This is a genomic window from Planococcus chinensis, from assembly GCF_042681545.1.
GTDB classification, from domain to species: Bacteria; Bacillota; Bacilli; order Bacillales_A; family Planococcaceae; genus Planococcus; species Planococcus chinensis.
Genome location: NZ_JBHUFW010000004.1, coordinates 675,870 through 696,678 on the forward strand (window position 1 = coordinate 675,870; position 20,809 = coordinate 696,678).

General features: G+C 52.7%; 22 protein-coding genes. 18 read left to right on the top strand and 4 right to left on the bottom strand.

The window, feature by feature from the left end; genetic code table 11:
* The 15 genes from ACFSDB_RS05645 to ACFSDB_RS05715 all read left to right on the top strand — a co-directional run bounded on the left by ACFSDB_RS05645 (position 1) and on the right by ACFSDB_RS05715 (position 15,650).
* Entirely contained in the window at positions 1–912 is a 912-nt protein-coding gene (locus ACFSDB_RS05645) for an RluA family pseudouridine synthase (RefSeq protein WP_204892701.1), read from the top strand.
* A 193-nt stretch (positions 913–1,105) separates the two neighbouring features.
* Positions 1,106–1,645, top strand: coding sequence for a bifunctional pyr operon transcriptional regulator/uracil phosphoribosyltransferase PyrR (gene pyrR, locus ACFSDB_RS05650; RefSeq protein ID WP_204892560.1), 540 nt, complete (start codon positions 1,106–1,108; stop codon positions 1,643–1,645).
* 18 nt (positions 1,646–1,663) lie between these two features.
* The gene (locus tag ACFSDB_RS05655) at positions 1,664–2,950 is read left to right on the top strand and encodes a solute carrier family 23 protein (protein WP_204892559.1); all 1,287 of its coding nucleotides are present in this window, start codon (positions 1,664–1,666) and stop codon (positions 2,948–2,950) included.
* A 136-nt stretch (positions 2,951–3,086) separates the two neighbouring features.
* A complete protein-coding gene (locus tag ACFSDB_RS05660) occupies positions 3,087–3,956 on the top strand; it encodes an aspartate carbamoyltransferase catalytic subunit (protein ID WP_204892558.1) in 870 nt (289 codons plus the stop codon).
* Between the two features lie 2 nt (positions 3,957–3,958).
* On the top strand, positions 3,959–5,239 hold the full coding sequence (locus tag ACFSDB_RS05665; protein ID WP_204892557.1) for a dihydroorotase: 1,281 nt from the start codon (positions 3,959–3,961) through the stop codon (positions 5,237–5,239).
* Positions 5,236–6,330 carry a carbamoyl phosphate synthase small subunit gene (locus ACFSDB_RS05670; protein ID WP_204892556.1) on the top strand — a complete coding sequence of 365 codons (1,095 nt, stop codon included), beginning with the start codon at positions 5,236–5,238 and terminating at the stop codon, positions 6,328–6,330. The genes ACFSDB_RS05665 and ACFSDB_RS05670 overlap by 4 nt, the downstream gene beginning before the upstream one ends.
* Entirely contained in the window at positions 6,323–9,511 is a 3,189-nt protein-coding gene (gene carB / locus ACFSDB_RS05675; RefSeq protein ID WP_204892555.1) for a carbamoyl-phosphate synthase large subunit, read from the top strand. Before ACFSDB_RS05670 ends, carB begins: the two co-directional genes overlap by 8 nt.
* Entirely contained in the window at positions 9,508–10,275 is a 768-nt protein-coding gene (locus ACFSDB_RS05680) for a dihydroorotate dehydrogenase electron transfer subunit (RefSeq protein ID WP_204892554.1), read from the top strand. The genes carB and ACFSDB_RS05680 overlap by 4 nt, the downstream gene beginning before the upstream one ends.
* On the top strand, positions 10,272–11,186 hold the full coding sequence (locus ACFSDB_RS05685; protein WP_204892553.1) for a dihydroorotate dehydrogenase: 915 nt from the start codon (positions 10,272–10,274) through the stop codon (positions 11,184–11,186). The genes ACFSDB_RS05680 and ACFSDB_RS05685 overlap by 4 nt, the downstream gene beginning before the upstream one ends.
* Positions 11,183–11,869 carry an orotidine-5'-phosphate decarboxylase gene (gene pyrF, locus ACFSDB_RS05690; protein ID WP_204892552.1) on the top strand — a complete coding sequence of 229 codons (687 nt, stop codon included), beginning with the start codon at positions 11,183–11,185 and terminating at the stop codon, positions 11,867–11,869. The genes ACFSDB_RS05685 and pyrF overlap by 4 nt, the downstream gene beginning before the upstream one ends.
* Positions 11,870–12,499: an orotate phosphoribosyltransferase gene (gene pyrE / locus ACFSDB_RS05695; RefSeq protein ID WP_204892551.1), complete on the top strand. Its 630-nt coding sequence runs from the start codon at positions 11,870–11,872 to the stop codon at positions 12,497–12,499. It abuts the gene before it with no gap.
* 228 nt (positions 12,500–12,727) lie between these two features.
* Positions 12,728–13,081: a PadR family transcriptional regulator gene (locus ACFSDB_RS05700; RefSeq protein ID WP_204892550.1), complete on the top strand. Its 354-nt coding sequence runs from the start codon at positions 12,728–12,730 to the stop codon at positions 13,079–13,081.
* Positions 13,056–13,733: a DUF1129 family protein gene (locus ACFSDB_RS05705; protein ID WP_204892549.1), complete on the top strand. Its 678-nt coding sequence runs from the start codon at positions 13,056–13,058 to the stop codon at positions 13,731–13,733. Before ACFSDB_RS05700 ends, ACFSDB_RS05705 begins: the two co-directional genes overlap by 26 nt.
* A gap of 56 nt (positions 13,734–13,789) precedes the next feature.
* On the top strand, positions 13,790–15,121 hold the full coding sequence (locus ACFSDB_RS05710) for a D-serine ammonia-lyase (RefSeq protein ID WP_204892548.1): 1,332 nt from the start codon (positions 13,790–13,792) through the stop codon (positions 15,119–15,121).
* Positions 15,122–15,239: 118 nt separating this feature from the next.
* Positions 15,240–15,650, top strand: coding sequence for a VOC family protein (locus tag ACFSDB_RS05715; RefSeq protein WP_204892547.1), 411 nt, complete (start codon positions 15,240–15,242; stop codon positions 15,648–15,650).
* Positions 15,651–15,748: 98 nt separating this feature from the next.
* Here the strand turns inward: ACFSDB_RS05715 and ACFSDB_RS05720 are convergent, their stop codons facing one another.
* The 4 genes from ACFSDB_RS05720 to ACFSDB_RS05735 all read right to left on the bottom strand — a co-directional run bounded on the left by ACFSDB_RS05720 (position 15,749) and on the right by ACFSDB_RS05735 (position 19,562).
* Positions 15,749–15,961: a hypothetical protein gene (locus ACFSDB_RS05720; protein WP_204892546.1), complete on the bottom strand. Its 213-nt coding sequence runs from the start codon at positions 15,959–15,961 to the stop codon at positions 15,749–15,751.
* Positions 15,962–16,125: 164 nt separating this feature from the next.
* Entirely contained in the window at positions 16,126–16,803 is a 678-nt protein-coding gene (locus tag ACFSDB_RS05725; protein ID WP_204892545.1) for an amino acid ABC transporter permease, read from the bottom strand.
* Positions 16,804–16,823: 20 nt separating this feature from the next.
* Positions 16,824–17,675, bottom strand: coding sequence for a transporter substrate-binding domain-containing protein (locus tag ACFSDB_RS05730; RefSeq protein WP_204892544.1), 852 nt, complete (start codon positions 17,673–17,675; stop codon positions 16,824–16,826).
* Between the two features lie 222 nt (positions 17,676–17,897).
* Positions 17,898–19,562 (bottom strand): Rqc2 family fibronectin-binding protein, encoded by a 1,665-nt coding sequence (locus tag ACFSDB_RS05735; RefSeq protein WP_204892543.1) that lies wholly within the window; start codon positions 19,560–19,562, stop codon positions 17,898–17,900.
* A gap of 116 nt (positions 19,563–19,678) precedes the next feature.
* Here ACFSDB_RS05735 and ACFSDB_RS05740 point away from each other — a divergent pair, with 116 nt between their 5' ends.
* Genes ACFSDB_RS05740 through rpoZ form a run of 3 tightly spaced genes read left to right on the top strand, consistent with a single transcriptional unit; the run spans position 19,679 to position 20,800 of the window.
* Positions 19,679–19,954 (top strand): DUF370 domain-containing protein, encoded by a 276-nt coding sequence (locus ACFSDB_RS05740; RefSeq protein WP_204892542.1) that lies wholly within the window; start codon positions 19,679–19,681, stop codon positions 19,952–19,954.
* A 1-nt stretch (position 19,955) separates the two neighbouring features.
* Positions 19,956–20,576 carry a guanylate kinase gene (gene gmk / locus ACFSDB_RS05745; RefSeq protein ID WP_204892541.1) on the top strand — a complete coding sequence of 207 codons (621 nt, stop codon included), beginning with the start codon at positions 19,956–19,958 and terminating at the stop codon, positions 20,574–20,576.
* Positions 20,576–20,800 (top strand): DNA-directed RNA polymerase subunit omega, encoded by a 225-nt coding sequence (gene rpoZ / locus ACFSDB_RS05750; RefSeq protein ID WP_204892540.1) that lies wholly within the window; start codon positions 20,576–20,578, stop codon positions 20,798–20,800. The genes gmk and rpoZ overlap by 1 nt, the downstream gene beginning before the upstream one ends.
* The last annotated feature ends 9 nt before the right edge of the window (positions 20,801–20,809 follow it).

The following is a 20,809-nucleotide window of genomic DNA, read 5'->3' on the forward strand; positions in this document are numbered from 1 at the left end:
ATTGAAGATTTGACAATACAAATAACTGAAGAAATGGCGGGCGTCCGAGTCGATAAGGCGGTCTCGTCAATTGATGAAGACTGGTCGCGTTCGCAGATTGCGAACTGGGTGAAGGACGGCGCTGTAAAAGTGAACGGCGAAACGGTCAAACCGAATTACAAAGTTCGGCTTGAAGATATCATCATCGTCACACCGCCGGTACTGGAAGAGCTTGACGTGGTTCCGGAAGACCTGAACCTTGAAATCGTCTATGAAGACGCCGATGTCCTGGTCGTCAACAAGCCGAGAGGCATGGTTGTCCACCCGGCGCCCGGCCATTCGAGAGGCACGCTCGTCAACGGGCTGATGTACCATGTAAAAGACTTGTCTGGGATCAACGGAGTGGTGCGCCCGGGAATCGTGCACCGGATCGATAAAGACACTTCCGGGCTATTGATGGTTGCCAAAAATGACGCTTCCCATCATTCGCTTGTCGATCAGCTTGTGAAAAAATCCGTCACGCGCAAATATGTGGCGCTTGTCCATGGCCATATTCCGCATGACAAAGGGACGATCGATGCCCCAATCGCACGCGACGCAAAAGACCGCCAGAAGATGGCTGTCATTGATAAAGGCAAGAATGCGGTCACCCATTTCCGGGTTCTTGAGCGCTTCGGCAATTTCACATTGGTTGAATGCCGCTTAGAGACCGGCCGGACCCACCAGATCCGCGTCCATATGAAGTACATCGGCTATCCGCTTGTCGGCGATCCGAAGTACGGACCGAAAAAGACGATGGACATCGGCGGCCAGGCGCTGCATGCGGAAGTGATCGGATTCAACCATCCGAAAACAGGGGAATACATGGAATTTTCGGCTGAACCGCCTGCGGAATTTTCAGAGCTTCTGGAATCTCTCCGCGACAAGGATTGACAAAGCGGAAATTCCTCTCTATACTTGAAACAAATCAATCGAATAAGCAACACCTTTAATAACAGTCCAGAGAGGCTGAGAAGGTATTTACGCTAAAGCCGGAAGGGTCTGTCTTCCGTGCCCATTTTTTCTGCGCATATAACCTCTTGCCCTCCGGCAAAAGGTTTTTTTATTTGGAAAAAGGAGTGGAACCATGGTAGAAAAAGCGGATATTTTGGATGAAAAAGCGATTGCCCGGGCCATCACCCGCATCGCACATGAAATCATCGAGCGCAATAAAGGCATCGACGACTGCGTACTGGTCGGCATCAAGACGCGCGGCGCATTCATCGCGAAGCGTCTGGCGGAACGAATTGAACAAATCGAAGGAAAGCCGATCATGACCGGTGAACTGGACATTACACTGTACCGGGATGACCTCAGCGTCAAGAACAAGAACCAGGAGCCGCTCGTGCAGCAAGTGGATATTTCACACAACATCTCCAACAAGAAAGTGGTGCTCGTGGACGATGTGCTCTACACCGGGCGCACGGTGCGGGCGGCGATGGACGCCGTAATGGATCTTGGCCGGCCTGCAGGGATCCAATTGGCAGTGCTGATCGACCGGGGCCACCGGGAACTGCCGATCCGGGCGGATTTCGTCGGCAAGAACATCCCGACATCAAGCAATGAGCGTATTGTCGTCGAAATGCAGGAAAGCGACGGCAGCGACCGCGTAGCCATACACGAATAGGATTGGGGAGAAAATAACGTGAGTGAAGCAATATTGGATGTACAAGACAAACCGAAAACGGCCCAATGGATTTCATTGAGCCTGCAGCACATGTTCGCCATGTTCGGCGCAACGATCCTGGTTCCGAAACTGGTCGGCCTGAGCCCGGCAATCGCGCTTTTGACGAGCGGCATCGCGACCATCATCTTCATCCTGATCACCCAATTCAAAGTGCCGGCTTACCTCGGCTCCTCGTTCGCCTTTATCGTGCCGATCACAATTGCGACAGAAACAGGCGGCATCGGCTCAGCGATGATCGGAGCGATGTTCGTGTCCCTGGTCTACGCCATTGTGGCGCTGATCATCTGGAAGACCGGCTACCGGTGGCTCATGGAGCTGCTGCCGCCGATCGTGGTTGGCCCGGTCATCATCGTCATCGGCCTGGCGCTCTCGGGCACAGCGGTGGGCATGGCCATGAACACGACTGTCGACGGGGTCAGCCAATACAGCCTGCTGCATTTCTCAGCGGCGCTTGTAACGCTCGTGACAGCGATCGTCTGCAATATTTACTTTAAGAACATCATCAGCCTCATGCCGATTTTGATCGGCATTGTGGCCGGCTACATCTACTCAGCGGCAATCGGCATCATCGATTTTGCGCCGGTCCAGCAAGCAACTTGGTTCCAGGTGCCGGACTTCCTGATTCCGGGCGTCGATTACAGCTTCACGGTCACGCCGACATTGCTGTTCATCATGGTCCCGATCGCCATCGTCACCATTTCAGAACATATCGGGCATCAGCTGGTGCTGGGGAAAATCGTCAACCGCAACTACATAAAGGACCCGGGCCTTAACCGTTCGATTCTTGGAGACGGCCTTGGAACCCTGATTTCCTCGCTTGTCGGCGGACCGCCGAAGACAACGTACGGAGAAAATATCGGCGTCCTTGCCATCACACGGGTCTATAGCATCTACGTCATCATCGGCGCTGCGGTCTTTGCCATCGCGTTCTCGTTCTTCGGGAAGCTGATGGCGGTCATCGAAACGATCCCGACAGCGGTGCTCGGCGGCATTTCCATCCTGCTGTTCGGCATCATCGCATCTTCCGGCTTGCGCATGCTGGTCGACAACCACGTCGATTTCGGCGACAAGCGCAACCTGGTCATCTCATCCGTCATCCTGGTCATTGGGATCGGCGGAGCGAAAATTGAATTCAGCGAGTCGTTCTCGATCGAAGGCATGGCGCTTGCCGCCATCATCGGCGTATTGCTGAACCTGGTGCTGCCGGGACGCATCAAACAAGAAGTTGATTTTGGAGACAATTGAATCGTCACCTTTTAATGAATGTCCAGAGAGGCATGGAAAGGGATTTGGATCGAGGGCGGAGACTGCCCTTATTTCCTCACACCTTCCTGCTTCCGGGAAGGTGTTTTTTTATGAAAATCGAAAGGATGTGGCAGCTTTGCCGGATGTATTGAGCATCAAAGGGTTGGACAATGGAACCATCATGGAGTTATTGCAGCGGGCAGGGGAGTTTGAACGGGGCGCGAAACAGCGGCTGAGCGGCGTGTTCGTCAACTTGTTCTTCGAACCGAGCACCCGGACGAAAATGAGCTTTGAAATGGCGGAGCATAAGATGGGCTTGACGGTCCTTCCTTTTGAAACGGCCTTCTCCAGCACGTTGAAAGGGGAAACGCTGTATGACACCGTGCGCACCTTGGAGGCGATCGGCGTGGATGGCGTCATCATCCGCCACGAAGAAGAGGAATATTACAAAGAGCTCGAAGGGTGCAAAGCAGCCATCATCAACGGCGGCGATGGCTCAGGGCAGCATCCGACCCAATCGCTTCTCGACCTCTACACGATCCACCAGGAGTTCGGCCGGTTCGACGGGATCCATGTCACGATAGTCGGCGACATCGCCCATAGCCGGGTGGCCAAGTCGAATGCGGCTGCGCTCGAGAAGATGGGCGCAGAAGTATCGTTCGTCTGTCCGAAGGAGTGGAGCGGGGAATATGAAACATCGGAACAGCTCGATAAATTTATCGAAAAAACGGATGTCGTCATGATGCTGCGGGTGCAGCACGAGCGCCATGCGGTGGCAGCATTGTTCTCCAAGGAGAATTACCATGAAACCTACGGGCTGACAGTGGAGCGTGAACGGAAAATGAAACGCTCGGCAATCATCATGCACCCTGCCCCGATCAACCGGGGAGTGGAAATAGCGGATGAGCTGGTGGAGTGCAAGCGTTCACGGATCTTCAAGCAGATGGCGAACGGTGTGTTCGTCCGGATGGCAGTACTCGAGTATGCAATGAAAGGGAGAGATTGAGAATGGATTTATTCATCAAAAACGTACACATGCTAAAAGAGGGCGAAATGGTTCCGACGGATATCCGTGTAAAAGACGGCAAAATCGCTGAAATCGGAAGCGGATTGGCTGTGCAGGGAGAAATGGAAATTGACGGCAAGGGCCGGATGATCGCACCGGGGTTTGTAGACGTTCACGTGCATTTGCGTGAGCCGGGCGGCGAGCAAAAAGAAACGATTGAAAGCGGCACGAAATCAGCAGCGAAAGGCGGCTACACGACAATTTGCGCGATGCCTAATACGCGGCCGGTTCCGGACACGAAAGAGAATCTGCAGCATGTCAACGCTTTGATCGAAAAAAATGCGCTTATCCGAGTTTTGCCGTATGCGTCCATCACGATCCGGGAAGCCGGAAAGGAACGTACGAATCTTGAAGAATTAAAGGAGAACGGAGCGTTCGCTTTCACTGATGACGGCGTTGGCATCCAGCAAGCGGGCATGATGTTTGAGACGATGCAGGAAGCAGCAAAAATCGGCATGACGGTCGTTGCACATTGTGAAGACAACAGCCTGATTTATGACGGCGTCATGCACGACGGCAAACGCAGCAAGGAATTGGGGCTGAAGGGCATCCCATCGGTTGCGGAATCGGTCCATATCGCACGCGACATCCTGTTGGCCGAAGCAGCAGGCGCCCATTACCACGTCTGCCACGTATCGACGAAGGAATCGGTCCGCATCATCCGCGATGCGAAGCGTGCAGGCGTGCATGTGACGACTGAAGTCTGCCCGCACCATTTGCTGCTCAGCGAAGACGACATTCCGGGAGACGACGCCAACTGGAAGATGAACCCGCCGCTGCGCGCCAAGGAAGATGTAGAGGCATTGCACGAAGGGCTGCTCGACGGCACGATCGACTTTATCGTCACGGACCATGCGCCGCATACATTGGAGGAAAAGTTGAACGGCATGGAAAAAGCGCCGTTTGGCATCGTCGGCCTGGAGACGGCATTCCCGCTGCTCTACACACATTATGTGGAAACGGGCAAATGGACACTCCAGCAGCTGATTGACTGGATGACGAAAAAGCCATGTGAAACATTCGGCTTGCCGTATGGGAAAATTGAAGCCGGACAAAGTGCCGACTTGGTGCTGCTGGATCTGGAGAAAGAGCAGCCGATCGACACAGACGCATTCCTATCAAAAGGAAAGAACACGCCATTCGGCGGCTGGCAGTGCAAAGGCTGGCCGGTTATGACAATATTCGAAGGACAAATCGCTTGGCAGGAGGAGATGCAAGGATGAAACGGTATTTGATTTTAGAAGACGGTACGGTATTCGAAGGAACGGCGTTCGGCAGCGAGGCAGCGTCGGTTGGGGAAGTGGTATTCAATACCAGTATGACAGGCTATCAGGAAATCCTTTCGGACCCTTCCTATTGCGGGCAGATTGTCACCATGACGTATCCTTTGATCGGCAACTACGGCATCAACAGCGATGATTTCGAATCGATCGAACCGGCTGTCAAAGGCATGGTCGTTCGCGAAGCGGCAAACTTCCCATCGAATTTCCGCAGCAACTCGACGCTCGATGACTTGTTCCGCATCAAGGGAATTCCGGGGATCGAAGGCATCGACACACGCAAACTGACGCGCCTGATCCGTTCGAAAGGATCGATCAAAGGCGTTTTGACGGCGGCGGGCGAAGACGTGGATGTGGATGAAGTAACCGGGAAATTGAAGGAGACGGTGCTGCCGCGGGACCAAGTGGCGCAAGTCTCGACGGCCCGCCCTTACCCGAGCCCGGGACGCGGCAAGCGGGTCGTGCTGATCGACTACGGGATGAAGCACGGCATCCTGCGCGAATTGAACAACCGGGATTGCGATGTGATCGTTGTCCCTTATAATACGACTTCAAAAGAGATCATGGCATGGGGGCCGGACGGCGTCATGCTGTCGAACGGACCGGGAGACCCGAAAGACGTCGAGGAATGTGTAGCGGTCGTCGGCGAACTGCTCGGACAGGTGCCGGTCTTCGGAATCTGCCTTGGCCATCAATTGTTTGCACGGGCTTGCGGTGCAGATACGTTCAAATTGAAATTTGGCCACCGCGGCGGCAACCACCCCGTGATGGATTTGACCACCGGCAAAGTGGAGATCACTTCCCAGAACCACGGTTATGCAGTGGACGAAGAGACCCTTCAGGGCACGCGCCTGAAAGTGACGCACCGCGCGTTGAACGACGGCACGAATGAAGGGCTGGCCCATCTGGACTTCCCGGCCTTCACCGTTCAATACCATCCGGAATCCTCACCAGGCCCGGAAGACTCGAATTACCTGTTTGACCGTTTTATCGAAATGATGAGCGCAAACCGAAAGGAGCAGCAATATGCCTAAAAGACAAGACATTCAAAGTATTCTCGTAATCGGATCAGGTCCGATCGTCATCGGACAAGCGGCGGAATTTGACTATGCCGGAACACAAGCCTGCCTGGCGCTCAAAGAAGAAGGGTACCGGGTCATCCTGATCAACTCCAACCCGGCGACCATCATGACCGACACGGAAATCGCAGATAAAGTCTATATCGAGCCGATCACGCTCGAGTTTGTCAGCCGCATCTTGCGTAAAGAGCGACCGGACGCCCTGCTTCCGACGCTCGGTGGACAGACGGGATTGAACATGGCGATTGAGCTTGACGAATCTGGCATTCTTGATGAACTGGGGATTGAAATTCTTGGGACGAAGCTTGAAGCCATCCATAAAGCGGAAGACCGCGACCTGTTCCGGACATTGATGAACGAACTCGGCGAACCGGTGCCGGATTCCGACATCATCCACAACCTTGCGGAAGCCAAGACGTTTGTAGAACGCGTCGGCTACCCGGTCATCGTGCGCCCGGCGTTTACGCTTGGCGGCACTGGCGGCGGGATCTGCCACAACCCCGAAGAATTGCAGGAAATCGTTACAAGCGGCTTGAAATACAGCCCGGTGACGCAATGCCTGCTTGAAAAATCGATTGCCGGCTTCAAGGAAGTCGAATATGAAGTGATGCGCGATGCCAATGACACGGCCATCGTTGTCTGCAATATGGAAAACATCGATCCGGTGGGCATCCATACCGGCGACTCGATCGTCGTAGCGCCGAGCCAGACACTTTCCGACCGCGAATACCAGATGCTCCGAAACGTTTCACTGAAGATCATCCGTGCATTGAAAATCGAAGGCGGCTGCAACGTGCAGCTGGCGCTCGATCCGGACAGCTTCAATTACTACATCATCGAAGTGAATCCGCGGGTCAGCCGCTCTTCTGCACTCGCTTCGAAAGCGACCGGCTACCCGATCGCGAAGCTGGCAGCCAAGATTGCCGTCGGCTTGACGCTTGATGAAATGATGAATCCGGTCACCGGCCGGACTTATGCGGCGTTCGAACCTGCGCTCGACTATGTGGTCGCGAAGATTCCGCGCTGGCCGTTCGATAAATTCGAATCGGCAAAACGCAACCTGGGCACCCAGATGAAAGCGACCGGCGAAGTGATGGCCATGGGCCGCAATTTCGAAGAAGCGATCATGAAGGCGGTGCGTTCCCTTGAAACCGGCCAGTTCCATCTGGCGCTGAAAAACGGAGACACGATGAGCGACGAGTGGATCGAAAAACGCATCCGCCGTGCAGGCGACGAGCGCCTATTCTTTATCGGCGAAGCCTTGAGACGCGGTGTGAGCATCGAGACGATCCATGACTGGAGCCAGATCGATCTCTTCTTCCTGATGAAATTCCAGAACATTGTCCGCTACGAGGAAGTGTTGAAGGATCATCCTTTCGATTACGATACAGCGAAAGGAGCGAAGCGGATGGGCTTTGCAGATAAGACCATCGCCATGCTGTGGGAGTCCACTCCCGAAGTGGTCTACCGCTGGCGCAAGGAACAGAAATTGATGCCGGTCTACAAGATGGTCGATACATGTGCTGCGGAATTCGAATCGGAAACGCCGTATTTCTACGGGACTTATGAAGACGAAAACGAGTCGGTCCGCACCGAAAAAGAAAGCATCATCGTGCTGGGTTCCGGCCCGATCCGCATCGGCCAGGGCGTTGAATTCGATTACGCAACCGTCCATTCGGTCTGGGCGATCAAAGAAGCAGGCTACGAAGCGATCATCATCAACAACAACCCGGAAACAGTTTCGACGGATTTCTCCATTTCCGATAAACTGTATTTCGAACCGCTGACAGTCGAAGATGTCATGCACATTGTGGAAATCGAACAGCCAAAAGGCGTCGTGGTCCAGTTCGGCGGCCAGACAGCGATCAACCTCGCGGAAAAATTGGAGCAGCAGGGCGTGCAGATCCTTGGCACATCTCTCGAGGATCTGGACCGTGCGGAGAACCGCAATAAATTCGAAGCGGCGCTGCATGAAATCGGCATCCCGCAGCCGCTTGGCAAAACTGCTGTATCGGCTCAGGAAGCCGTGGTCATTGCTGGCGACATCGGCTATCCGGTCCTGGTCCGCCCTTCATACGTCCTTGGCGGCCGCGCCATGGAAATCGTCTACAACGAAGAGGACCTGCGCCATTACATGGAGCATGCAGTGGAAGCAAGCCCGGAGCATCCGGTCTTGGTCGACCGCTATTTGACAGGGATTGAAATCGAAGTGGACGCCATTTCAGACGGTGAAAACGTCCTGATTCCGGGAATCATGGAACATATCGAACGCGCCGGGGTCCATTCAGGCGACTCGATTGCAGTTTATCCGACGCAGAACATTTCACAGGAGCTTCTCGATACGCTCGTTGATTATACGACCCGCCTGGCAAAAGGCTTGAACATTGTCGGCCTCTTGAATATCCAGTACGTCATCTCAAAAGGTGAAGTGTTTGTGATCGAAGTCAACCCGCGCTCAAGCCGCACGGTGCCGTTCATGAGCAAGATCACCGCCATCCCGATGGCGAACATCGCGATGAAAGCCATTCTCGGGCAGACGATCGTCGAGCAAGGCTATACGCCAGGCCTTGCGCCGCTTGCCAAAGGTGTCTATGTGAAAGTGCCGGTGTTTTCATTCGCGAAGCTGCGCCGCGTCGACATTACGCTCGGGCCGGAAATGAAATCGACAGGCGAAGTGATGGGCAAGGACGCAACGCTTGAAAAAGCCTTGTTCAAAGGCCTGGTCGCAGCCGGCATGGAGATCAAAGACCATGGCACCGTACTGATGACGGTCTCGGATAAAGACAAAGAAGAAGCGGTGGGACTGGCAAAACGCTTCACAGCAATCGGCTACCAGATCTTGGCGACCGAAGGAACGGCGAAAGCATTGGAAGAAGCGGGCATCCGCGTCAAAGAAATCGGCAAGATCGGCGAACAAGGCGCGACCTTGGTCGATGCCATCCAGAACGGCCGTGCGCAGCTGGTCATCAACACCTTGACCAAAGGCAAGCAGCCTGAACGCGACGGATTCCGCATCCGCCGCGAGTCAGTAGAAAATGGCGTCCCATGCCTGACATCGCTGGATACGGCAGAAGCGATGCTTCGCGTAATTGAATCGATGACATTTTCTGCAGAAGAAATGGGGGCTGGCGTGTGATCAAACAGGAACGGATGCTTGTAGCAGCTCAACAGGAGATCGCCCACCATATTTTTGAATTGACGGTGCAAGGCGAACTGGCCGGGGAAATGAAAGCTCCCGGGCAGTTTGTCCATGTACGGGTCGCAGACAGCTATGAACCGCTGCTCCGCAGGCCGATTTCAGTGGCTTCGATCGATTACGAAAAAGCGCAATTCACGATGATCTACCGCGCGGAAGGCAGAGGAACTTCGTTGCTGGCCGAGAAAAAAGCAGGCGACACGGTGGACGTCCTCGGCCCGCTCGGCAACGGTTTTCCAGTAGACGAAGCGGAAGGGAAAGCGTATCTGATCGGCGGCGGGATCGGTGTGCCCCCGCTTTATGAACTGGCAAAAGAATTGAATGCCAAAGGAATCCAAACGGTCCATATCCTTGGTTTTGAGAGCAAAACAGCCGTCTTCTATGAAGACAAATTCCGTGCGCTGGGCGAAACACATATTGCAACAGTAGATGGCTCCCACGGCACGCAAGGCTTTGTGACGCATATTCTGAATGAATTGCCAAAAGACTTTGACACCTATTACAGCTGCGGCCCGACGCCGATGCTCGAAGCGGTCCAATGGGCGTATCCGGAGAAAAGAGGATTCCTGTCCTACGAACAGCGGATGGGCTGCGGCATCGGCGCTTGCTTCGCATGTGTCTGCCGGACGACCAGAAGCGAAACGGATTACATCAAGGTCTGTTCGGACGGGCCAGTCTTTCCAGCGGGGGTAGTGATTTCATGACCAATTTGAACGTAAAACTTCCAGGACTCGATCTGAAAAACCCGATCATGCCGGCTTCCGGCTGCTTCGGTTTCGGCAAGGAATACGCGCAATTGTATGACCTGTCCCAGCTCGGCGCAATCATGATCAAAGCGACGACTGTGGAAACGCGCCTCGGCAATCCGACGCCGCGCGTCGCGGAAACGGCTGCCGGGATGCTGAACGCCATCGGCCTCCAGAATCCCGGCCTCCAAAAAGTGATGGACGGAGAGCTGCCTTGGCTCGAACAATTTGAGGTGCCGATCATTGCCAATGTCGCCGGAACAACGACCGAGGATTATGTGGAAGTGGCGAAAGAGATTTCGAATTCGCCGAACGTCCACGCACTTGAGATCAATATCTCCTGCCCGAACGTCAAGCAAGGCGGCATCACGTTCGGAACCGATCCGGATGTTGCACGCGAATTGACGCGCGCTGTCAAAGACGTCTCCTCGGTGCCGGTATACGTAAAACTTTCACCGAATGTCACCGATATTGTGAAGATTGCCAATGCGGTGGAAGAAGGCGGAGCGGACGGCATCACGATGATCAACACGCTGCTCGGCATGCGCCTCGATACCAAAACCGGGCGGCCGGTCATCGCCAATATCACCGGAGGCTTGTCCGGGCCTGCCGTGAAGCCCGTGGCACTCCGTATGGTCTATGAAGTGCGCAAACATACCGACTTGCCGATTATCGGAATGGGCGGCGTCGCGGATATCGATGATGTCATCGACTTTTTATCGGTTGGCGCCAACGCAGTAGCCGTCGGGACAGCGAACTTCGTGAATCCGTTCGTGTGCCCTGAAATCATCAGCCAATTGCCGGAAAAACTGCACAGCCTCGGATTTGAATCCGTTGAAGAACTGGTCGGAAGGAGCCATCGCCTGTGAATAAACCCATTATTGCCTTAGACTTTTCCACGCGTACGCAAGTGGAGGAATTTCTTTCGAAGTTCGATGAATCCCTGTTTGTCAAAGTGGGGATGGAGCTTTTCTATCAGGAAGGGCCGGAGCTTGTGCGCAGCATCAAAGCGATGGGCCACCAGATTTTCCTTGATCTGAAACTGCACGATATCCCGAACACCGTGGAGTCGGCCATGCGCGGCTTGGCGAAGCTTGGGGTAGATATGACCAATGTCCATGCGGCAGGCGGCATGGACATGATGAAAGCGGCGAAGAAGGGGCTTGAGGGGAGCGGCACGCAATTGATTGCAGTGACTCAGTTGACTTCGACCGATGAAGCCGGAATGCACGAAGACCAGCTCATTTATGTAAGCCTCGAGGAATCAGTCCTGCATTATGCCAAACAGGCAAAGCGCGCCGGCCTCGACGGCGTCGTCTGCTCGGTCATGGAAGCTGGCGCAATCGAACAGGCTTGCGGCAAGGACTTTCTAAAAGTCACTCCCGGCATCCGGCTCGCGGACGGCAATGCCGATGACCAAAAACGGATTGCCACTCCGGCAAAAGCACGTCTACAAGGCTCGACGCATATCGTGGTCGGACGCGCCATCACCACATCAGACGACCCGGCAGCAAGCTACCGCCAAATTACAAACGAATGGAGTGGCCAATAAATGAAACAGCATATCGCAAGGCAATTACTGAATATCGGCGCAGTGGAGCTGCGTCCGCAAGAACCCTTCACATGGGCATCGGGCATCAAGTCGCCGATTTACTGCGACAACCGCTTAACCATGTCCTATCCGGAGGTGCGCAAAGAAATCGCTAAAGGATTGGCAGGATTGATCACAGAGTTCTACCCGGATTGTGAAGTGGTGGCCGGTACCGCGACAGCGGGCATTCCTCATGCCGCGTGGGTCAGCGACAGGCTGGAACTGCCGATGGTCTATGTGCGTTCAAAACCAAAAGAGCACGGCCAGGGCAATATGATCGAAGGCAAGGTCGAGCCAGGCAAAAAAGTGGTGGTCGTGGAGGATTTGATCTCCAAAGGCGGCTCGGTCCTGCAGGCGGCAGAGGGCTTGAAAGCGGCAGGCTTTGACGTCTTGGGCATCGTCGCGATTTTCACTTATGACCTGCCACAGTCGATCGACGCAATCACGGGTGCAGGATTCACGTTCCACACCTTGACGGATTTCCCGGCGCTTGTCGAAGAAGCGATGGAAATGAAAGCGATCCAGGAAGAGGATCTGCCGATGCTTGCTGACTGGCACGACAGCCTGAAAGCGGGCACGTTGAAGAGCTGACCTCCGGGTCGGCTTTTTGTATTTTAGAAGGGAAGGAAAGTATAGGAGGGGGAAAGGAAAGTATAGAAGCCGATAAGGAAAGTAAATGAAAAAATTGTAAATTTCCTCTAGAAGGATTGACTTATTTTTCAAAGCGGTATACTATCTACTTAACTACTTGGCAACACAAGATAGTTATTTTTTTAACAAGCTATCTTGTTTTACCGAGTACCGAAGAGGAGTGAAGATATGGCGAGCAGAAGCCAATTGTTGAAAGGGGTTCTGGATGCTTGCGTGATGGCAGTTGTTGAAGCAGAACCTGTTTATGGCTATGAGCTTTCCGAAAAGCTGCAGAACATCGGGCTGCCGGATATCAGCGATGGCACCATTTATCCGGTCTTGCTGCGCCTGCAGAAAAATGGCTTTATCCGCAGTGAAATTAAGCCGTCGGCATCCGGGCCGAACCGCAAATATTATTTTTTGACAGCCGAAGGAAAAGAAGAGCTCGAAGGGATTGCGAAGGAATGGCAGCAGATTGCTGCGCCGGTCAGTGAATTATTGCAAAGGGGTGGAAGGGATGAGAATGGCAACCGATTTGATTGAACAGAACAACTTGAAGCGCGAGGATTTGAACGAGGAGAACTTGGCGGTGTACGAAGATTTTCTTCTGTATTTGCGGACCGACCTCCGCGTGGATGAACAGGCGAGCGAAGAGGTCCTGATGGATGTGCTGGATCATCTGCTCGAGGCCCAGGAACATGGTAAGACAGCAGCGGAAGTTTTCGGAAATCGTCCGCAGGAATGGGCGGATGAGCTGCTTGAGAATCTGCCGCGCGAAAAGAAGCGCAATGTGGCGGCGTTCGTCTTTTCGCAAGTGCTCGGCTTGGCGGGATGGTTCTCGTTAACCTACGGGGTGATCGACTTTCTTTTGTCTTTGTTCACGCCGGTGGACACCTCAGCCTCGCTCAGCGGGCTCTTGATAACATTCGGGACGGTCGTGCTGGTCGGTTTTGCCGTGGTCGTCCTCTTGTTCAAAATCATCCGCTCCACGCTATTCCAGCCCCAAAAGAAGCTGCGTGCGGGCTATCTGAAAGCAGGGATTATCGGAGCGGCAGCGTTCGCGATCATTGTCTCTTCTGCTTGGCTGATTCCGGATTTCGGCCCCGTCATGCAGATTGAGTGGTGGGTCTATGCAGCTTGCGGTCTGGCGTTTCTCGCCGCTGCTAAAATATTCAGCATTTCAGCCAAAAAATAATCGATATCGTGTATGATGGAGTCAAAGTGCAAGCGTCATTGGAAAGGAAGGATTTCATGGCATTCACCCAGCAGCAAATCGAGAATTGGATCAAGCAATACCCGTTGCTTCAGGATGTTGTATCGTTAAAGCCGGTTTTCTGGCAGAACCCAAAGCTCCAAAGGATGGCGGATCTGCCGCATTTGCCTGTTACTTTAACGGATATGGAAGAAGCGGAAGCGTTATGGCAGCGGTTTGCACCGTTCATCGCGAAGGCGTTTCCGGAAACGGCGGAAGCCGAAGGCATCATCGAATCGCCGCTCAAGCCGATTCCGCATATGCAGGCGGCTCTGGAAGAGAATATGGGCCTGCCGATCTCCGGCAGCCTTTTCCTGAAGTGCGATAACGACCTGCCGATTGCGGGTTCGGTAAAAGCGCGCGGCGGCATTTATGAAGTGCTTCAGCATGCTGAAGAGATGGCGCTGGCGGCAGGGCTGATCCGAAAAAGCGACAACTATGAATTGTTTGCAAGCGATGCATTCCGGCAATTTTTCAGCAATTATTCCATGGCCGTCGGTTCAACCGGGAACTTGGGCCTGAGCATCGGCATCGTCGGTGCAGTGTTAGGCTTTCAGACGACCGTCTATATGTCTTCCGACGCAAAGCAGTGGAAAAAGGATCTTCTGCGTGCCAATGGGGCACACGTTTTGGAATGCCAAGGCGACTTCGGGGAAGCGATCACACGGGGGCGTGAGGAAACAAGGCAAAATCCGAATGCCTATTTCGTCGACGATGAAAAGTCCAAGCATTTATTCCTCGGGTACAGCGTGGCAGCTTTCCGGCTGAAAGCGCAATTGGAGCGCGAAGGCATCCAGGTGGATGCAGACCATCCGCTCTTCGTGTATTTGCCTTGCGGCGTCGGTGGGGCCCCGGGGGGCATTGCCTTCGGCCTGAAGCAAATGTTTGGAGATGCGGTGCATTGCTTCTTTGCAGAACCGACCCATTCGCCTGCCGTACTGATCGGCTTGATGATCGGCGAAAAGGAAAAAGTCAGCGTGCAGGACTTCGGCATCGACAACCGGACAGAAGCTGACGGCCTTGCAGTCGGCCGGCCGTCTTCCTTCGCTTCCGGGATCAGCGAGCGGCTGGTCAGCGGCGTCTACACATTGGAGGACGATGAATTGTTCAAAGGGCTGGCCCTCTTGGCGGACAGCGAGGATCTGTTTGTCGAACCGTCAGCGACAGCCGGTTTTCCCGGTCCCGCTGCCGTTCTGAAATCCGGCTATCCGGAGAAGAAAGGCCTCGACATGTCAAAAGTTGTCCATCTGGCCTGGGCGACGGGCGGCTCGCTCGTCCCTCAGGCGGACCGTGAACGCTTCTACCGGCAAGGGAAGGCTATGCTGCGTTGATTGGACGTTTCAAGGCTTTGGCAATGCTCAGAACAGAATAAATAATTTTCCAGCAGGATATTGTCCCCTCCTTACCGAATACAGAACGCAATAAATCTCGGGGAAAGAAGGGGATAGGATGGCCTTGCAGGCAAAAATGATTTTCGTCAACGTTGCGGTCAAGGACTTACAGCGCTCCATCGACTTTTTCACGCATCTCGGGTTCGGTTTCGATGCTCAGATGACAGATGAAAAAGCCACATGCATGATCGTTGGCGAAAATATTTACGTGATGCTGCTGACTGAACCATTTTTTGAAACCTTCACCAAAAAACCATTGGCCGATCCAGCAGCCAGCACCGAAGTGATCATTGCGATTTCGGCTGACAACCGGGAAAGCGTGGACGAGCTGGTCCAAAAAGCGCTCGACGCCGGAGGTTCGGCGTCAAACGACAAGATGGACAATGAGTATATGTACGGCTGGAGTTTCCAGGATCCGGACGGGCACCTTTGGGAAGTGATTTATATGGACGAAGGAAATGCAGAATAAAAAAAGAGCCTTTGTGAACTGTACCGCCACTGTTAGAGTCTATCTAACATTTTTGGTGCAGTTCACTCGGGCTCTTTTTTAAACCGGTGCGGAAGCACCTACACTTGCTTTTTTTGCTGCCAAAATAGGATCATCGCCTGAACAAGGAACGACAAGCCAGTAATGAAAAAAACGGAAAAATTGAACCAGATCCAGCCAAGGTCCGGACCGTTGCCAATGGGACCGGTCCGAGGTGCAAAAGCGCTGTACAAACTGAAAAACGAAAGGAAAATGAAGCCGATTCCTCCACATAACAAAACGTATTTCGGCATTTTTCATTCCTCCTTAACCGGCTTTTTCCTACAAAATGATTTCCTGCGCCGTTTTCATTTGATCAGCCTGCGCCTGAACTTTGCTATCCTTCCTCCTCTATACGGAACGCTTTCGGAGAGGTTTCAAAAAAAACAAGCATCTTTTGCAAGATGCTTGTCGATTCTTATAAATATTCTTCGAAACGCTTCTCCAGGTAATTCTGGAGAACGGTCATCAAGGAACAAACTGCCCAATAAATAAGCGAGACCAGGATCAGCAGCGTCAGCAGGTCATACTCGCGGGCGCCGACGATGCGTGCTTTCTGAAACACTTCCGGCACCGTGATCATTGCGGCGAGTGAAGAAGCCTTGATCAGGTCCAGGTAGACGTTCGACAACGGCGGGATGGCGATGCGGACCGACTGCGGCAGAATGATGCGGCGCATGGTCTGCCAATACGACATGCCGAGCGCACGCGAAGATTCCCATTGTCCTTTATCGACCGAAGCGAGCGAAGAACGGAACACTTCAGCGATATAAGCGGCGCTGTTGATGGTGAAGCCGATCAATGCTGCCTGCAGGGCAGAGAATTCCACACCGATTACTGGAAGGGCAAAGTATAATAGGAAGAGAATGACCAAGATGGGAACGCCGCGCATAAAGGATATATACAGGCGTGCCGGCCATTCGAGAACTTTGTAGGGTGCTGTCCGGGCAAGAGAAAGGAAAAAACCGATCAGCAGCCCGAACACCATGCTTGCAACGGAAATAAGCAGTGTATAACCGATGCCGCCAAGGACGTATGGAAGGGAATCGATGGCTAGTTGCGGATCGAAAAGCAGCCCCCATTCTATGTCACGCATTATAAAACCTCCAATATGGCTTACTCAATATCCGGCTTCACAGAAACGTCCGCTCCGGCAAAGAATTGGGCGGAAATCTCGGAAATGGTGCCGTCTTCGAGCATTTCCTCCAATGCAGCATTCACGTTTTCTGCAAGTTCCGTATTGTCTTTGTTCATCACGAGGCCGACTTCTGATGGGCTGTACTTGATATCCGGGTGGATCGTAATGTTCAAATCAGGAAAAGCAGCGACGCCAAAAGTCGACAAATAATAATCATTCAAGATGACATCTGTCCGTCCGATAGATACATCCCGCAAATAAACTTCATTTGTCGCGTTGTCATACGTCACTTCTTCAGCGCCGTAGTCGCGAGCAATTTCCATATAAATCGAGGTGGATGCCCCTGCTGCTTTTTTGCCTTTGATGTCTTCCAAAGTCTTGATGCCGGAAAGGTCATCTTTGCGGACAACGGCTGTCCCGTAGGAATATTTAATCGGTGTTGAGAAGATGAAGTTGTCGAGGCGGTCTTCTGTAATTTCGATATCATTTGCTGCGATGTCAATCTGTCCGGTTTTAACGCTGGTCAGCATTTCATCAAAGCCCAGTTCTTTGAATTCGATGTCCAATTCGAGCCGCTCGCCGAGTTCACGGACGACTTCGACTTCAAAGCCCGTCAGTTCGTCCGAGTCGGGATCGCGGAACGATGTTGCCAGAAGTGTACCCGAAGTGGCGACCGTCAACGAACCCTGTTCCTGGATTTCATCCCAGGCAGTTTTGGTTTCGGCGTTGTCCTCAGATCCACTGCCTGAATTTCCGCAGCCGCCCAATAAAACCAGAGATGCAGCACCTGCGGCCATAAGCCATTTCGGCTTGTTTGATAAATTGATCATGATGTAAGAGCCTCCTAAAAGTTAAGTCCTTTAAAAAGATAGCATTTAGTTCGCATGGAAGCAATGCCGCCCATTCCTGATTTTTCAATATTATTATTATGTTAACTTTAAGGAAACCATTATTATATTATAAGAAATGATTCTTTTTGAAGGGGGATAAATAGTGAAAAGGGCTGCCGCCGAAAGCCTTTTTCTGGCTTTTCGGGGACAGCTCCTTAAAATTCATTTTTTCAATTTGATGACCAGATCTTCGTCCGGCGTGACAAAAACGGTTTTCTGTTCGAAGTAGATGACAAAGCCCGGCTTTGCACCGTTGGGCTTTTTCACTTGGCGGACTTCCGTATAGTCGACTGGCACCGAGCTCGATTCGCGCGCTTTGCTGAAATAAGCGGCGATGGTGGCAGCTTCCAAAATCGAGGTTTCGTCCGGTTCCTCTGCATGGATGATGACGTGGGAGCCCGGAATATCTTTCGTATGGAGCCATGTATCGGATTTGGCAGCGACTTTGAAAGTCACATAATCGTTCTGCTTGTTGTTTTTGCCGACTGAAATCGGGATGCCTGAACTTGAAACATAGGATTCTACGGCTGGTTTCACCGGCTTTTTCTTTTTCTTCGATTTCTGGGCTTTCATGAATCCTTGCTCGGCCAGCTCTTCGCGGATTTCTTCGATGTCAGCAAGGCCGGCTTGCTGGACTTGCTGCATGAGTGTCTCGAAATATTCGATGTCTTCATTTGTCTTCTCGATCTGTTCCTGCGTCTTGACCAATGCGGTTTTCGCTTTTTGATAACGTGAGTAGTACTTCTGCGAATTCTCGATTGGCGTTTTCCGAGGATCGAGCGCAATCGTCACTTTTTCATCATTATAGTAATTGTCGGCTTTGATTTCCTTCATCCCTTTGGTGATGCGGTGGAGGTTCGCCATGATCAGTTCGCCGTTCAGCTGGAGCTGGTCGCGCTTCTCTGCCTGGTCTTGCTCTTTTTGGAGCTTTTTCAGTTTTGATTTCAGCTTGGCGATTTCATTCTGCAGCCAACGCTCCAGATCGCCGGCTTGCTGCTTGACCCGGTCGCGCTCGGCTTTCGCATAATACATGCGGTCCAGAAGCTCGCCGAGCGTCGGGAAGGAAAGCCCTTCGACGCCGAGATGCGTCAGCGGTACGGCCGAGAAATAGCTTTTGCCGTCCAGTTCGGCGTAATAGCCGGCAGGCTCTGGGTTCAGGAATTCGTTCAGGAAGCTGCGGGCAGCTTCCTGCTGGTTTTCCGAATCTGCCATTCGATGGGCGAGCTCTTTGGCAAGGAGCGGGGAGAATCCGGCATATGTACTGAGCAGTTCCTTGTCGTCCAAGCCCGCCAGTTTTTCAGGTGCTGCAAACGGATCTTCTTTTTCCTGGGACGGGGGAAATACATATGGCTGGCCAGGCAGCACTGTCCGGAACGAGTTGACGCTCGGCGGCAGATGCTTGAGGCTGTCCAAGATCATCATGCGTTCCGCATCCACCAGGATGACGTTCGAATGCCGGCCCATCATCTCGACATGGAGTTCCCGCTCGATATCGTCACCGATTTCGTTCTTGCTTTTGATCTTCAGGATGATCAGCCGGTCCAGGCCGTGCTGTTCGACACCAGTAATGATGCCGCCTTCGATATGTTTGCGCAGCAGCATGCAGAACATCGGCGGTTCCGAAGGATTGGTGTTCGCCATTCCCGTCAAGTGGATCCGGGAATAGGAAGGGTGGATCGAAATCAATAATTTATGGTTTTTTCCTTGTGCGCGAATCTGCAATAATAGTTCAAGCTGGTTGGGCTGATGAACTTTTGAAATCCTGCCTGACACAAGCCCTTGGAGCTCCGTAGTCATCGCTTTTGTGAATAATCCATCAAATGCCATCAAAAATCCCTCTTTCAAATCGTTTTGTTCCATCTTATCATTTTCACGGTGTATTATGATATAATAAGACAGTTAGATAGAAAACGAAGATCAACGATCAGTTTTAGGTGGCGGTGATGTCTGTGAAAAAATCGGCGAATTTTGTTTCTTTAGGCGGTGGCAATGCCGTATCGGTGAATCGGATCGTTTCGATTGTGACACCAGATTCCGCGCCCTCCAAACGGCTGGTCCAAGAAGCCCGCAGCAAAGGCTTGCTTGTGGATGCGACAGGCGGAAAGAAAACCAAGTCCATTTTGGTCATGGACAGCGACCATGTGGTGATTTCTGCGCTATCGGCTGAAACAGTCATTGCACGGGCAGAAGAAAATGACGACGGAATGAATGAGGGATAAAATGAGAAAACAACGCGGACTGCTGATTGTATTATCAGGGCCTTCGGGTGTCGGCAAGGGCACTGTCAGAAAAGAGCTGTTCTCGCAGCCGGATACGAATTATGAATACTCCATTTCAATGACCACCCGCGCTCCGCGCGAAGGGGAAGTGGATGAAGTCGATTATTTTTTCAAGACACGCAGTGAATTCGAAGAATTGATCGACCAGGGGCAATTGCTCGAGTATGCCGAGTTTGTCGGGAATTATTACGGCACGCCGCTTGAATATGTCAATAAGATGCGCGATGCCGGCCGTGATGTCTTCCTTGAAATCGAAGTGCAGGGGGCAGCGCAGGTGCGTTCGAAAGTGCCGGACGGCCTGTTCATCTTCCTGGCGCCTCCAAGCCTGACAGAGCTTGAGGACCGGTTAGTTGGCCGCGGCACCGAGTCGGATGAAGTGATCGCTTCCCGTCTTGCCGCAGCCCGGCAGGAATTGGAAATGATGAATTTATATGATTATGTCGTCGTCAACGACGAAGTTGAAAAAGCGTGCGACCGCATCAATGCGATCATCATCGCTGAACATTGCAAGCGTGAACGTGTAGAGCAACGATATCTTGATATGCTAAAGGAGAATGCCTGATGTTATACCCATCCGTTGATAAATTGAAAAGCCAGATCGATTCGAAATACTCGTTGGTGGCGCTCGCTTCCAAGCGCGCACGCCAATTGCACGAACATGGCGACGAGAAGTTGGATTCCTATGTTTCCCATAAATCTGTAGGGAAAGCGCTTGAAGAAGTGGCTGCCGGGGCATTGAAGATCGAACAGCGAGACGAATTCGCAATTTACGAAGATGAAATTTAACCATTAATC